This window comes from Corynebacterium lubricantis DSM 45231 (assembly GCF_000379425.1).
GTDB classification, from domain to species: Bacteria; Actinomycetota; Actinomycetes; order Mycobacteriales; family Mycobacteriaceae; genus Corynebacterium; species Corynebacterium lubricantis.
This window is the reverse complement of sequence record NZ_KB902186.1, coordinates 63,944-78,546: the sequence shown is the minus strand read 5'-3', so window position 1 is coordinate 78,546 and position 14,603 is coordinate 63,944. Positions and strand designations below refer to the sequence as shown.

Genomic DNA, 14,603 nt, shown 5'->3' with positions numbered 1-14,603 from the left:
AGACCTGGTCGGCTTGGGCGGACAGCAGGAGGTTGATGGTGTCCTGGAGCATCTGGCGCATCAGATCGGGTGAGGCTTGGGCCAGCAGGTCGTCGAGGTATCCGGTGGGGTCGATATGATTGGGCGCGGAGGCCATCGTTGGTGTCCTTTCGAGGATGTGTAGGAGCTGAGTCGAAAGGTACCGCGGTGGTCTCCTTGCTGGTCGGCAGGGGGGGTTCACCAGGCGGTAGCTGTACACCACACTATTGGACGCAACCGCGAAAGCTTGCGAGATTGTGCGTCGTCGTGCCAATGAATGTTGCCCGTCAGCGCAACCATTGCGTTGTGCACGCCGATATAACCCACGCTTATCGACGAGGCCTTCTCCCGCTCCCCCGTATAAAAGTCTCGCACGGTGGTTTTTCCTGCTGGATTACCAAGACCGCCCTGGGTGTACATGATTGGCGCTGCGGCGAGGTCGCCTGCGAGGATTCCATCTTCGCGGATTTTGAGTGCTTGGAGTACGAGGTCCATCGTTTCGTCGAGTAGCTTAAAGAAGGCTGCCTGGTCTTTCTCGGCCTGAAGCGCCAGATGGGGCAGGTTGAGTGAGACCACTCCCAGGTTATTGCGTCCTGCGAGCTGATTGTGCCCATTTTCGTTGCGCCACGGATGCAGGAAGCTGCGGCACCCCATCGGTGTGATGAGTTGGCCCTCCTTGATTTCGCGGATCCGCGGAGCTGCGATCATGTCGGGGTAGATCCGCTTGCGTGAGCAGCGCATGGCTAGCTGTTTGATGTCGTAATTCGGATCCTCCGGGTTCTTGTTAATGCCCTCGTCGACAAAGAAAAGCAGTTTGGGGAAGATCGCAGTCTCTCCACTCATGCCCTTTTCGCGGATGTTTAAGATCGATTTTTGGATTTCTCTGCCCAGCCAGCTGGTGGTCTGGCCAAAAGAGATCGAGGTAAATGGGGTCTGCGCCGCCGAGGTAGTCAGTGTGTTGACCTGGTACTCAAAGGTCTGCATTGCATCGTAGATATCCTTTTTCGTCTTTTTGCGTGCGGGTGCTTCGAACTCGTCGGTGACCTCTCGGAAAAGCGCGCGGTTCTTCTCGTGTGTCTTTGCCGCATAGGGCTCGAGCAAACGGTCGATTTCGTGAACGGAGATCCCGCCGTATTGCTCCCCACTGATCGCACCGAGGAGCTGGACGATGAGCGTGGCGGCCACACCAATGGATTGTGGAGATTCGATCCGGGCGTTGCCCAGAGTAAATCCGTTTTCTAGCAAGAATTCGAAGTCCGGCAGCGAGCAATTCGGCATGCTCTGGTACGGCGAGCGATCCAGGTCATGGATGTGGATGAGCCCTTTGACATGGGCCGCGCGGACACCTTCGGGAAACATGGCCAGGCCCTTTGCTTTCGTAATAGTGCCTGCGACCAGATCACGTTGAACGATGAAGGTGCGAGAATCCTTGTTTCCATTTTCGTTGCGCACCTTCGCTTCCCCGACATGGGCGAGCTGCGCGCGCTCATCGGTTGACTGGGCAAATTTTTCCCGCTGGGCCTGCGCGAATATACGCATCGCCTTGACCGCTCCCGGCTCGTCTTCGAGTTCTTCCTCGAGCAGCGCAGTTATCTCTTGTGCGCTCACCAGTTCCTTGCCCTCAACATGCCGCGCAACTGACGCGGCGATCTCCTTTGTATCTCTTGTCACGCTCGCAACCACGTTTTTGATGTTGGATGGGCGAAACGCGACAATGCGGCCGTCGCGCTTTTTAACTTTTGTAAACCTAGGCACGGAAAACTCTCCTCGATTTCCCGACCCAGGGTGGTTCGTAAGGTGCGGGAATTACATGGATGTAAATAACTCTTCTCGTAGCACCTTATTAGTTCTATTGTCTCTTTAAATGAGATTGACATGGAACATATTGTGTTGTTTTTCACTTCCCTATCCACATCTTGTGTTCCTACCCCTCTTTCGGCTCGATCTCCCCGCTCCGACTACGCTAAATCTCATGAGTGAAGCAGTACCTGCAAAGAACGACCGCCTCGTGTGGATCGACCTGGAAATGACCGGGCTCGACGTCAAGCGTCACGTCATCGTGGAGATCGCGGCACTAATCACCGATGCAAATCTCAACATTCTTGACGAAGGTGTTGATCTCGTCGTCCACGCCACCGAAGAGGAACTGTCCGAGATGGATGACTTCGTGGCGAACATGCACAACGAGAACGGGCTCACGGCGCAAATCCGCGAATCCACGGTCACTATGGCCGAGGCAGAAGAGGCGGTACTCGCCCTCGTCGAAAAGCATTGCGACCCAGAGCACCCCGCACCGCTAGCCGGAAACTCCATCGCGACTGACCGGGCGTTCCTGCGTGAGCAAATGCCGAAGTTAGATGCGGCGCTACATTACAGAATGGTCGACGTTTCCTCCATCAAGGAGCTGACGCGTCGCTGGTTCCCGAAGGTGTACTTCAACCAGCCGGATAAGGGTCTGGCACACCGTGCGCTGGCCGACATTGTGGAATCCATTCGCGAGCTCAACTACTACCGTCGCGCCGTTTTCGTCGAACAGCCTGGACCAAACTCCTCGGAGGCAACCCAGTCGAAACGTGAGGCGGAGGCCGCCTACCAGCGGTTTTTGTAATTCTTCAGTCTTGCACTAATGTTAATCGCGCTGTTGAAACACAGCGATGGTGGCTGTAGTTCAGCTGGTAGAGCACCAGGTTGTGATCCTGGGTGTCGCGGGTTCGAGCCCCGTCAGCCACCCCGAATTGATGCCCCTGGCCCTGAATTTCAAGGCCAGGGGTTTTCTGCATTTAGGTATGCGCCCCATTATCGACCACGTTGGAAATTTATCTGATACATCACTAAATGGCCTGCGGAAATGCCAACTTTTCTCGCCCCGAAAACAACATGGTCGATACCAGCATGCCTACGAGGTTTTCAGCCCGCCACCGGTTTGCTGTACGTTTCCTGGAAAGCCGAAATCTAGCTAGTGATACAAGCAAGCGCAGGAGTAGCGTTTCCGGTCATGAACTTCCTGCTTGCAGATTCGGTGCACCAAATGGCCCTCGGTGGCTCATTAATGGACCCGATGCATCTCCTCTCCGCCTCCGGTCCATTCGGGGCATTCATCTTGCCAGCGATGCTGGCTATCGTGTTCATCGAATCCGGGCTTCTCTTTCCGCTACTGCCCGGCGACTCCCTGCTGTTCACTGGCGGTTTGCTCGCGAATCAGCCCGACGGATTCGCACCGCTCTGGCTAGTTCTCGTGCTTGTCCCCATCGCCGCAATTCTTGGCGACCAAGTCGGCTATTGGCTCGGCAAAAAGTTCCATCCATACCTTGAAAAGCGCCCCGACGGGCGCATCTTCAAGCGCGCCTACCTACTGCGCACCGAGCAGTTCTTCGAGAAATACGGACCAATGACCATCATCTTGTGCCGCTTCGTCCCCATCGTTCGCACCTACGCTCCACTCGTCGCCGGCATGGCAGGCATGCGCTACCGCACCTTCCTCCCCTTCAACATCATCGGCGGCATCCTGTGGGGCTCCGGCGTCGTTGCCCTCGGCGCTCTCCTCGGCCAGTTTGATTTCGTGCGGAACAATATCGAACCGATCTTCCTGCTCATCGTCTTCATCTCCGTCATTCCCGCGCTCATCGGGGTGGCACGCAGTCTCGTCGCAAAGCGAAATCCTAGTGGCAAGGTCATCGTCGAGACCGAACCGCAGGCAGCCGCATAGCTTCGTTCGCTTAACGACGAAGCCTGCGTTCGAACATTGAACTCCGAAGGAGCAAAGTTCTAAGTTTGATAGGATGCGAGCATGTCGGTGATGGAGCTGTCGGAAAGCAATCAGGACTATCTCAAGGCAGTGTTTGGCCTTGGTGAATGGTCCGAAGACCCAGTGACCACGTCTGCGGTAGCGGCGCGGGTGGGAGTTAGACTCTCCACCGCCTCGGACGCGATTAAGAAACTCACCGACCTTGGCCTGCTAAACCACGAGCGCTACGGCGCGATCACGCTTACCGAGGAAGGCAAGCAGTATGCGATTGCCATGGTGCGCAGGCACCGCCTGATAGAAACATTTCTTGTGGATGTTCTTGGCTACGGCTGGGACCAAGTCCACGACGAGGCGGAATCCCTTGAGCACGCCGCTTCCGATTTCATGATTGAGCGACTTGATGCGCTGCTGGAATATCCAAAGCGCGACCCGCATGGCGATCCGATTCCATCGGCAGATGGGATAATCGAATTCCCTGAGACGATCTTGCTCAACGAGGTCGAACCAGGTCGCACAGTTCGTGTGGAGCGCGTCTCCGACGACGACCCCGAGCTGCTCCAGTACATCTTTGACCACGGCGTGCAGTGCCAAAAAACCGTCACCGTACAGCCCTCCGCACCCTATTCAGACACCATTACTCTGATCGCCGACGGCCACGCCGAGCCACTCACCCTGGGCCGTGCGGCTGCGAGTTTTGTCAGGGTCAGCGAACTGAACCTATGAGGTTGGCCAGAACTCAAACACAATAATGGCGATATTGAGCGCGACAATGAGCGCCGTCACCAGCCATCCCAGTGCCGTGGTCCAGGATTTATTGACCGCCACTCCCATGACTGATTTCTGCGAGGTCAGCCAGATCAGCGGAATGATGGCAAAGGAAATTCCGAAGGACAAAATCACCTGACTGGTCACCAATGCAGCCGTCGGCTCAACTCCGATGGCAAGAACGACAATCGCGGGGACAACGGTGAGAATCCGACGCCAAAAGGGCGACAACTTGGAGTGCAGTAGCCCGCCCATGATGTCTCCGCCTGCATAGCTGCCCACCGCGGTGGAGGCGAGCCCCGATGCCAGCAGTGCGAGAGCGAACATGAATCCCGCCGTATCGCCCAAAGCGTTGGCAATGGCAGCGTGCGCACCCTCCAAGGTGTCGGTTCCCGGAACACCTGGCAGGACCGTGGCCGCAACAAGCAGCATCGCCAGGTTGACTGATCCCGCAATCGCCATCGCGATTGTGACATCTACTTTTGTTGCTTTGATCAGGCTGTTCAGCGAATTGCTGCGGTCGCTTCCAAATCGGTCACGCACCAGCGAGGAGTGCGCATAAATCGCGTGCGGCATCACCGTGGCACCTAAGATACTGGCGGCGAGCACCACCGACCCGGAGCCTTCAAAGCGCGGAACCAATCCCTTGACCGCTTCTCCTGGATCCGGTGGGGCAAGGATAAGACTGTAGAAAAAGCCTGCCATGATAATGAGAATGAAGGCGAGGATCACGAATTCAAAGTGCTTCGCGCCAAATTTGGACTGAACCTGCAACAAGATCGTTGAGATCACGCCCGTGATAATCGCGCCGGCCACGAGCGGCACGTTGAACATAATATTGAGCGCGACAGCCCCGCCAATCACCTCCGCTACGTCCGTCGCGATGGCAATGAATTGCGCCTGGGCACCGTAGAGGACGCGCCCCGTACGATTCTTGATCCTCTTACCAAGGATTTCCGACATGCTCTCACCGGTGGCGAGTCCGAGCTTCGCCGAAAGATACTGGACTAACCAGGCAGCAGCATTCGCAGCGACCAATACCCACACCAATAAGTAGCCATATTCTGCGCCGGCCGACATGTTGACGGCGACATTTCCCGGATCAAGATAGGCCACACCCGCAACAAGAGCCGGCCCGATGAGCCACTTACTTCGCCTTTTTACAGGTTCCCCTGTTTTGGCCACGGTTGCGCTCAATCTCATCCCCTCCTTAATGGAACTCACATTCACAAATTTCGCAAAGTCTAATAACTATTGTTCGTTGAACCGAACTCTACACCCGATAGCCGCATCCGAGTCAAGAAATTGCCGGAAGGTGCGCCCCGCCACACCCCGCCCCAAGCCACCTCGAGCCAAAATTATGAGTAAGAACTTTCAATCCTTTCCCATTGAAAGGTAATGTGTGTCACAATTAGAGTCAGATTGAACGCCCATTCACTTTTTGAACCCTTCGAAGGACTCCTCACAATGTCGCAACTCAAGGATGCATTCCTCGTCTCCGGTGCCCGCACTCCCGTCGGAAGGTACGGTGGCGCACTCTCCTCCGTTCGCCCAGACGACCTCGCCGCACTTGCCATCAAAACGGTTGTCCAGGATGCTGGCATCGATCCCGCGGTGGTCGACGAAGTTATTCTCGGCAACGCCAACGGTGCTGGCGAGGAAAACCGTAATGTCGCGCGCATGGCCTGGCTGCTCGCGGGCTTCCCCGACACCGTGCCTGGTATGACGGTCAACCGGCTCTGTGCTTCCGGTATGTCCGCAATTTCCGTGGCTGCGGCAATGGTCAAAAGCGGTCAGGCCGACATCATCGTCGCCGGTGGCGTGGAGTCCATGTCGCGCGCGCCGTGGGTCGTCGAAAAGCCAAAAACCGCCTTTGCAAAGCCGGGCGAATCCTTTGACACCTCGATCGGCTGGCGCTTCGTCAACCCGATTTTCGCCAAACAAGGCAACATCACGTTGAGCATGCCCGAGACCGCCGAGGAGGTTGCGCGCCAATTTGGCATCACTCGCGCGCAGGCTGACGAGTTCGCCGTCGCTTCCCAGGCCAAGGCATCGGCTGCCATCGAGGCCGGCCACTTCGACGCGGAGATCGTTCCCGTCGAGGTCAAGGACCGCAAGGGCAACGTCACTTTGGTCACCACAGATGAAGGCCCGCGCCCTGGCACCACATTAGAAGGCCTGGCAAAGCTGCGCCCCGTCGTCGAAGAGGTAGTCACGGCAGGCAATTCATCGGCGCTTAACGACGGGGCCTCGGCGGTCATCGTCGCCTCTGAAGAAGCCATCGAAAAATATGGCCTGAAGACGCGTGCCAAAGTAGTTGCCAGTACGCAAACCGGGCTGCATCCCTCGATTATGGGCATGGGCCCTGTCGAAGCCAGCCGCAAGGCACTGGGTCGCGCAGGCTGGAGCATCGATGATCTCGATGCGGTGGAACTCAACGAGGCCTTCGCTTCCCAGTCCTTGGCGTGCATGAATGAAATGGGTGTAAACCCAGAGATCGTGAACACCTGGGGAGGCGCAATTGCGCTCGGGCATCCGCTGGGATCCTCGGGAGCCCGCATCACAGTTACCTTGCTCAACCGCATGGACCAGGGCGACTTGCAGCGCGGGCTGGCCACCATGTGCGTCGGTGTCGGCCAAGGCACCGCGCTATTGCTTGAAAAGGCCTAACCGGAAGTAACTACATGGTCAGGCCACCGGAAACGGAAAGCACTTGGCCTGTAGTGAACCCGGAGTGCGGGCCTACGAAATAGGCCACAGCCTCCGCGATCTCCTCGGGTGTTGCGGTACGCCCCTTCGGAATGGCGCGCACGGTGCCACCCATCACTTTGGCCGTCAAGCCTTCACCCTCAAGCATGCCGGCAAGCAAATCGGTGTCGGTCGGACCCGGACTGATAATGTTGATGGTGATGTCATTGCGCGCGGTCTCCCTGGCGATGGAGCGCACGAAGCCCATCAGCCCGGCGCGGGCGGCGGAACTTGCGGCATCGCCAAGGGTGCCTGCCTTGCCGGAATCCGAGCCGATGATGACAATCCGGCCATATTCCCCGAATACTTTCAGCGCACCGCGCACGAGGTTCATCGGGCCGACCAGCTCGGTGCGAATGATCTCCTCGGACAGCTGTGGCGACTGCCGGGCAAAGAAATCTAGGTCATGGCGATGCCCGGTGGTGACCACCAAAGTATCGAACGGACCAATCTCCCCAAAGGCACGCTCCACCTCAGAGGCAGAAGTGGCATCGAGCTGGACGGAATCGAATTCGTCTGGCTTGTTGCGGTGGTAGGTGGTTGTCACAGTGGCGTCGTCGCGAAGCAATCTGCGTGCCACCGCCGTACCGATACCTCCCGTGCCTGCGATCACCGCGTGCATTATGCTCCCGCCATTGCGTTGTGAGTGGTAATTTTCCGCCCAATCAAAAGCGACTGGATGAACTCCGTGCCCTCGTAGGTGTGCACGACTTCCATGTCTGTCATATGCCGCACAACATGGAAATCAAGCAGCAAGCCGTTGCCACCGAGCAGGTCACGGGCCTTGCGGGCTACCTCGCGGGCGCGATCGGCGGAGTGCATCTTGGCAATCGAGGCCATGGTGCCCGACCAGGTGCCGTCTTGTTGGAGCTCGGCCATGCGGTGGCACATCAGTTGAATCGAGGTGACATCTGCTGCCATCGACGCCAAGGTATTTTGTACCAACTGCGTCGCGCCGATCGGCCGACCGAACTGATCGCGATTCGCGGCGTAGGTAGTCGCCGCCTCGAAACACGCAATCGCATGCCCGAGTGCCTCCCACGACGCGCCGCCGCGCGTGGTGGCCAGCACGCGGGACACATCCTTGAAGCTATTGCACCCCGTCAGCCTGTTCGCCTCGGGCACGCGCACGTCCTTAAAAAACATGTTGGCCTGCAGGATCGCGCGTTTACCGGCCTTCTTCGTGATCACCTCGTAGCTGAAACCCTCAGGGCGATTGTCCGGGTCGCGGGGGTCCTCGCGCTCCATCACGAAGGCCTTGACGTTGCCGTCCGCCTCGTCGCGAGCAAACACGATGACATTGTGCGACATCGAACCGTTGCCGATCCAGCGCTTGGCCCCGGTGATCACCCACTCGTCGCCTTCCCGGCGCGCACTGGTATCCAGGTTCACCGAGTCCGACCCGTGGCGAGGCTCCGTCAGCGCAAAACAACCAATCTTCTTCAGCTGCGCCATCTCAGGCAGCCAACGCTGCTTCTGCTCCTCGGAGCCGAGCATGTTGATCGTGCCCATGGCCAGATTCGCCTGCACACCCAGGAAGGTATTTATCGAGCCATCGCCGCGCGAGAGCTCCTGAATCGCCACACCCTGCGCCAGGCGCGACAGGCCCGGGCAGCCGTACCCCGAAATCGGCGCGCCCACGATACCGGTTGCCGCCAATCCCTCGAGTAACTCATAGGGGAATTCGGCGCGCTCCCAGTATCCATCGATGACAGGGAGCACTTGCTTATCGACGAACTCCCGTACGCGATCCCGCACCTGCACCACATCCTCGGGCAGGTCCTGCTCCAGGAGATAGAAGTCGGTGCCGCGGGCCGTGGTCAGTCCGTCGCGGAGCTCATCCAAGTAATCCGCAGTGTCTTGCTTCCAGTCAATTGGCTGCTCAGGCATAGTCGTACCAGCCCTTTCCGCTCTTGCGGCCGAACTCGCCGGCCTCGTACTTCTCGGTGATCAGTGGGTGTGGCTTCTCGGATTCATCGCCTGTGACCTCGTAGGTAGCCTGGCGAATCAGATAGGTCACGTCGATGCCCACCAGATCCATCAGCTCAAACGGACCCATCGGGTGGCCCAGCGCCGACTTCGCCGCGGTATCGATGTCCTCCACCGAGGCGATGCCCTGCTCATACAAGTTGATTGCCTCAGTGCGGATCGCGCCCATGAGGCGGTTGGCCACAAATCCCGGGATCTCCTTATTCAGCAGCACGGGGTCCTTACCCATCTGCTTGGCCACTGCCATCACGGTCTCGATCGTCTCGTCGGAAGTCTTTTCGTGGCGCACCACCTCGACAGCCTTCATCACCAGCGCCGGGTTGAAGAAGTGCATGTTGCACACCTGCTCCGGACGCTTGGTTGCGTCCGCTACGAAGGAAGAGCCATATGTCGATGAGTTCGTGGTCAAAATTGCGTGCGCGGGTGCCAGCTCATCGATCTGCGCGAAGATCGATCGCTTCACATCCAGTTTCTCGGTTGCCGCCTCGATGACCAGGTCCGCATCACCAACAGCGGTAGGCAGATCCGTGGTGAACCTAATCCGCGACCAGACTGCCTCGGCCTCCTCGCTGGTCATCCGGCCCTTGGTCACGCGACCATCCAGCCACGTGCGCATATCCTGCTCGGCCTGGGCCACCGCATCTGCAGAGATGTCCTGCACCACAGACTCAAATCCGCCGACGGCCGCAACCATGCCGATCTGGCGTCCCATCACACCAGAGCCGATCACCGCGATCTTTTTTACTTCTGCCATTTCTCAATCACTTTCCTTGGAACTGCGGAGTGCGCTTGGATAAGAATGCGTCCGCGCCTTCCGCCTTGTCATCGGTGGTGTACAGCAGCGTCTGCGCCAGGCGCTCCAAGAGCAGGCCCGTGCGCTGGTCCGTTTCCGCACCGTTGGTAATCACAAGCTTTGCCAACTGAATCGCCAACGGTCCCTTGCTCAAGATCTTCTCGACGATGTCCCGCGCCCCACCAAGCAGCTCCTCTTGCGAGTAGATCCCGGTAACAAGGCCATAGTCCAGCGCCTCTGTAGCGCTAAGGATGCGGCTGGTCAGGATCATTTCCACGGCGCGTCCCTTGCCCACGAGACGAGAAAGTCGCTGGGTGCCGCCGGCACCGGGTAGAACTCCGAGAGTGGTTTCGGGGAGCCCGACCTTGGTGTTGTCGGAGGCGATGCGGATATCGCAGCTCATGGCCAGCTCAAGGCCACCACCCATGGCTACGCCGTTGAGCGCAGCGAGTGTGGGTTTGGGGTAGGCCTCTATCTCGTCGTAAAGCTTTTGCATCGTGGCGCTGAGGCCGTACGGCAGGTCGTAGTGTGCCAACTGGGAGATGTCGGCGCCCGCGACGAAGGCCTTCTCCCCTGCCCCGGTGAACACAATTGCTCCGACTTCTGGATCATCGCGCCATGTGTCGAGCACCTGGCGAACTTCGGAGAGCACCGTCTTCGACAGTGCGTTGCGCTTGTCTGGGCGGTTGATGGTGATGGTGCCGATCTGGCCCTCAACCTCAGCAACGATGGTATCGAACTCGCTCATTAGTTGCCTCCTGCGGCGCTGAATGCTCCGACACCGGTGATGAAGCGACCGAGGGTGAGCTGGTGGACTTCGTCGGTGCCCTCGTAGGTGCGTACCGATTCCAGGTTGTTGGCGTGGCGCAGCGGCGAGTAGTCCAGCGAGATGCCGTTTCCGCCGAGCATGGCGCGGGCGTCGCGGGCAATCCCGATGGCCACGCGGGTGTTATCCAGCTTGCCGGTGGAGATCATCTCCGGGGTGATCCCGGTGGTGTCCTTCTTCCGACCGATGTGGTGTGCCAGGTGGTAGCCCTTGTTGATGGCCACGGCCATGTCCGCCAACTTGGCCTGGTGCAGCTGGAAGTGGTTGAGGGAGGTACCGAACTGCGTGCGGTAGTTGCCGTATTCCAGTGCGGCGTTGAAGGAATCGCGGGCTGCGCCCATGACACCCCAGATGATGCCGTAACGCGCTTCATTCAGGCAGGAGAACGGGCCGCGCAGGCCAACTGCGGAATCCAGCGGCAGCATCGCCGTGGACGGCAGGCGCACGTTATCCAGATGGATTTCGCACTGGATTGAGGCGCGCATGGACAGCTTCGGCTCGATGACCTCGGCGGAGAAGCCTGGTGTGTTGGTAGGAACCACGAAGCCGCGCACGCCGCGGCCGTCGCCGATCTCGCCGGTCTGGGCCCAGATGATGGCTACGTCGGCAATATTTGCCAGGCCGATCCAGCGCTTGGAGCCGTTGATGACCCAGTCGCCGCCCGCCTCTTGCTTTGCCACGGTGCGCATCGAGGCAGGGTCGGAGCCCGCGGTCGGTTCGGTAAGGCCGAAGCAACCAATGGCTTCTCCCTTGGCCATCTTTGGCAGCCACTCCAGGCGCTGATCAAGTGAGCCGTGCTTATGAATCGCGCTCATCGCAAGCGAGCCCTGCACGGAGACGAAGGTGCGCAAGCCCGAGTCGCCGGCCTCGAGTTCCTGAGCAGCCAGGCCGTATTCCACTGCTGAGCGTCCTGGGCAATCAAAGCCCTTCAGGTGCATGCCCAGCACGCCGAGCTTACCCAGCTCCGGGATGATTTCGCGTGGGAAGTGCGCGTCGTTGTACCACTGCGCAATGTTTGGGCGGATCTCCCGGTCCACGAAGCTACGGACCTTGAGAGCAATGGACTTCTCCTCCACAGAGAACAAACTATCCATCTGGGTGGTATCCACCGGACCCCACCAAGAACCATTTCGGTTCGTCAGCGCAGGTGGAGCGATAACCTGCCCCGGGGTCACGGCGTTAGCGCCGGACTCCTTCTCCTGCTTCAGCTGCTCAGCCACCTCCGCCAGGTGCTCGCGCAGCTTGAACTTCTGTGGCTTGCCGGAAGGCGTGCGCGGCAAAGCGTCGGAGACCTCGAGGTACTCGGGCCAATAAGGCTTGGCAATGTTGGTGGTTTCCAGGTGGGCCTTCATCTGCTCCATGGTCAGTGGCGCGCGACCGTGTTCCATGACAACGACTGCGGCCGCGATCTCTTGGAGGCGATCATGTGGCATACCCACGACGGCAACATCGGCAACGTCCGGGTGCTGCACCAGTGCGTTTTCCAGATCCGCCACGGGCACATTTTCGCCACCGCGAATTATCACGTCCTTGGAGCGACCCGACAGAGAAACGAATCCGTCCTCATCGATCACTGCGAGGTCACCGGTGACAAACCAGTCTCCGTCGAACTCCTCAAGAGTCTTATCCAGCATATTCAGGTAGCCGCGGAACAGCATGGAGCCCTTGACTTGAAGGTTGCCCTCAGTACCTGCAGGAACCTCGTTGCCCGCGCCGTCTACAACGCGGATCTCCATGCCTCGCAGTGGCTTGCCGTCAGTGGTGATGATCTTTTCTTGCGGGTAGTCTGGGTGGCCCATGGTGGACAGGCAGCACTCGGTCATGCCCCATCCACCAAACACGCTCATCTGTGGGAGGCGCTCTTTTGCATCGGTGACAAAGCTGCGCGGAATCGGTGCGCCCATACAGCAGAAGTTCTTCAGGCTGGACAGATCATAGTGGTCTAGGTTCTCTGCGTGCAGCAGGTCATGCAGGAATGGCGCCGCGCCGGACGTGTGGTTGATGCCGTACTTCTCTACGAGGTAGACGAAGTAGTCCACGTCCCAGATGTCCTGGAAGACGCCGGTGGCACCCAACATCAGCGGCAGGCTCACACCATAGAGGTAACCAGTGAGGTGGCCAAAGGTCGAGGCCATGTGGATCACGGAATCGCTATTCAGGCCCATCTTGTCCGGCCATGGCAGCGCACCCGCGAGCACGGTGTTGTGCGTATGCATGACACCCTTCGGCTTGCCCGTGGTACCGGAGGTGAACATGATCAGGGCGAGGTCGTTGGGATCAGGTCGCAGGGGGCTGAAGTCTGCAGGCTTTTCTTCACGACGAATGCGCCCGATCTCTTGGAAGTCTTCGAAGAGTTCGAAGCCCTTGCGCTGTTCCTGTCCGCGCACAACGATGGTCTTTTTCAGGTCCGGGAGGTCGTCGCGAAGCCGATCCACCATGTCCATGTAGTTGAAGCGTCGGAAGGTCTCCGGGATGAACAGGACGGTGACCTTGGCGGTCTTGGCCATGTGGCCGATTTCGCGGTCGCGGTAAATCGGAATCAGTGGGTTCGTTACTGCGCCGACGCGGATGGTGGCAAGGTGGATGACCAGCCACTCGTACCAGTTGGGAAGCTGAATGCCCACGACGTCCTTGGGCTCAACACCAATTTCGAGCAGGGCGTGAGCAACGATGTCGACGTCCTCTGCGAGCTGGCTGTAGGGCTGGCGATTGTTTCGCTCGACGGTGCACAGCTTGTCGGGGGTTGCGGCTACTGCCTCGTCGAGGTAGTCGATGAGCAGGCGGTTCTTCCAGAAACCAGCTTCGGTGTTGTGCTGGATCTCATCCTGGGTAAGCAACATGTCAAAGTAAGAGCGCATTTCCTAAAAGTCCTTTCAAAAACCTGCGAAGGTGAAGCTAGATCATGGTCAAGCCGCCGGAGACGGAAAGCGTCTGGCCGGTGACGTAGGAGGTGTTGGGGTTAGCAAAGAAGGAAACTGCATTAGCTAGGTCTTCAGGCTGGGCTAGGCGACGCAGTGGGATGGACTTCTCAAGGGCAGCGCGCAGTTTCGGGTTTTCTTCGGAAATCTGGGCGAAAAGCGGGGTATCCGAAGGTCCTGGGCACACGGCATTTGCGGTGACTCCGTAACGGGCTACCTCACGGGCCAGCGTCTTCGTAAAAGCCACGACACCGCCCTTGCATGCGGAGTACACGGCTTCACCGGAGGAGCCGACGCGAGCGGCATCGGAACCAATGTTGATAATGGTGCCGCCGCCCTGCTCGACCATCTGGCGAGCAACTGCCTGGGAGCAGTGCAGTGTGCCGTAGAGATTGATGTTGATGATGCGGTCCCAGATCTCGGGATCGTTGTCGAGGAAGGGACCGACCTTATCCCAGCCTGCGTTGTTGACCAGGACGTCGATGCGGCCGAACTTGTCCACGGTCTCTGTAACCATGGCATCGATGGCGGCGCGGTTGGTCACGTCCACAGTGACACCGATCGAATTGTTGCCGAGCTCGGTGGCGGTTGCGGATGCGGCTTCTGCGTTGAGGTCGGCGACGACGACGGTGGCGCCGTCGTTAGCGAGGCGGGTGGCAATACCCTTGCCGATGCCTTGGGCGGCGCCGGTGACGATGCAGATCTTGCCGGTGAGGTCAGTGGTTTCGGTTGCGTTGCTCATTGTGTGCTCCTAGCGGTATGTGAGTGTGTGCATGCTGGTGATGTGAATGCGTGGAGGAT

At 58.8% G+C, this 14,603-nt stretch carries 12 protein-coding genes, 1 tRNA gene and 2 pseudogenes; 5 read left to right on the top strand and 10 right to left on the bottom strand.

Annotated elements, in window-relative coordinates:
• A pseudogene (locus A37O_RS16405) lies at positions 1–136 on the bottom strand (IS256 family transposase); the annotation flags it as partial.
• A gap of 80 nt (positions 137–216) precedes the next feature.
• Positions 217–1,773 (bottom strand): anaerobic ribonucleoside-triphosphate reductase, encoded by a 1,557-nt coding sequence (nrdD, locus tag A37O_RS14615; protein WP_018296240.1) that lies wholly within the window; start codon positions 1,771–1,773, stop codon positions 217–219.
• A 217-nt stretch (positions 1,774–1,990) separates the two neighbouring features.
• On the opposite strand from nrdD, the gene orn reads away from it, so the two are divergent.
• From orn to A37O_RS0104145, 4 genes are all read left to right on the top strand, one after another.
• Positions 1,991–2,626 carry an oligoribonuclease gene (gene orn, locus A37O_RS0104160; RefSeq protein WP_026196136.1) on the top strand — a complete coding sequence of 212 codons (636 nt, stop codon included), beginning with the start codon at positions 1,991–1,993 and terminating at the stop codon, positions 2,624–2,626.
• 49 nt (positions 2,627–2,675) lie between these two features.
• Positions 2,676–2,748: transfer RNA gene (locus A37O_RS0104155), tRNA-His, on the top strand.
• 265 nt (positions 2,749–3,013) lie between these two features.
• On the top strand, positions 3,014–3,724 hold the full coding sequence (locus A37O_RS14610) for a DedA family protein (RefSeq protein ID WP_018296238.1): 711 nt from the start codon (positions 3,014–3,016) through the stop codon (positions 3,722–3,724).
• Positions 3,725–3,805: 81 nt separating this feature from the next.
• The gene (locus A37O_RS0104145) at positions 3,806–4,486 is read left to right on the top strand and encodes a metal-dependent transcriptional regulator (RefSeq protein WP_018296237.1); all 681 of its coding nucleotides are present in this window, start codon (positions 3,806–3,808) and stop codon (positions 4,484–4,486) included.
• Here A37O_RS0104145 and A37O_RS0104140 read toward each other — a convergent pair.
• Positions 4,481–5,731: an Nramp family divalent metal transporter gene (locus A37O_RS0104140; protein ID WP_033377759.1), complete on the bottom strand. Its 1,251-nt coding sequence runs from the start codon at positions 5,729–5,731 to the stop codon at positions 4,481–4,483. The two genes, A37O_RS0104145 and A37O_RS0104140, sit on opposite strands and share 6 nt — an antisense overlap.
• A 264-nt stretch (positions 5,732–5,995) precedes the next feature.
• Here A37O_RS0104140 and A37O_RS0104135 point away from each other — a divergent pair, with 264 nt between their 5' ends.
• The gene (locus A37O_RS0104135; protein ID WP_018296235.1) at positions 5,996–7,198 is read left to right on the top strand and encodes a thiolase family protein; all 1,203 of its coding nucleotides are present in this window, start codon (positions 5,996–5,998) and stop codon (positions 7,196–7,198) included.
• 10 nt (positions 7,199–7,208) lie between these two features.
• On the opposite strand, the gene A37O_RS0104130 is transcribed toward A37O_RS0104135, so the two are convergent.
• The 7 genes and pseudogenes from A37O_RS0104130 to A37O_RS0104105 all read right to left on the bottom strand — a co-directional run bounded on the left by A37O_RS0104130 (position 7,209) and on the right by A37O_RS0104105 (position 14,544).
• Positions 7,209–7,898 (bottom strand): SDR family NAD(P)-dependent oxidoreductase, encoded by a 690-nt coding sequence (locus A37O_RS0104130; protein WP_018296234.1) that lies wholly within the window; start codon positions 7,896–7,898, stop codon positions 7,209–7,211.
• Positions 7,898–9,166 (bottom strand): acyl-CoA dehydrogenase family protein, encoded by a 1,269-nt coding sequence (locus A37O_RS0104125; RefSeq protein ID WP_018296233.1) that lies wholly within the window; start codon positions 9,164–9,166, stop codon positions 7,898–7,900. Before A37O_RS0104125 ends, A37O_RS0104130 begins: the two co-directional genes overlap by 1 nt.
• Complete coding sequence (locus A37O_RS0104120; protein ID WP_018296232.1) at positions 9,159–10,019, bottom strand: 3-hydroxyacyl-CoA dehydrogenase family protein; 861 nt, start codon at positions 10,017–10,019, stop codon at positions 9,159–9,161. The genes A37O_RS0104125 and A37O_RS0104120 overlap by 8 nt, the downstream gene beginning before the upstream one ends.
• Positions 10,020–10,026: 7 nt before the next feature.
• The gene (locus A37O_RS0104115) at positions 10,027–10,806 is read right to left on the bottom strand and encodes an enoyl-CoA hydratase/isomerase family protein (protein WP_018296231.1); all 780 of its coding nucleotides are present in this window, start codon (positions 10,804–10,806) and stop codon (positions 10,027–10,029) included.
• Positions 10,806–11,978, bottom strand: coding sequence for an acyl-CoA dehydrogenase family protein (locus A37O_RS16965; RefSeq protein WP_245533788.1), 1,173 nt, complete (start codon positions 11,976–11,978; stop codon positions 10,806–10,808). Before A37O_RS16965 ends, A37O_RS0104115 begins: the two co-directional genes overlap by 1 nt.
• Positions 11,979–12,152: 174 nt before the next feature.
• A pseudogene (locus A37O_RS16960) lies at positions 12,153–13,724 on the bottom strand (AMP-binding protein); the annotation flags it as partial.
• A 55-nt stretch (positions 13,725–13,779) separates the two neighbouring features.
• Positions 13,780–14,544 carry an SDR family NAD(P)-dependent oxidoreductase gene (locus tag A37O_RS0104105; RefSeq protein WP_018296229.1) on the bottom strand — a complete coding sequence of 255 codons (765 nt, stop codon included), beginning with the start codon at positions 14,542–14,544 and terminating at the stop codon, positions 13,780–13,782.
• Positions 14,545–14,603 lie beyond the last annotated feature (59 nt).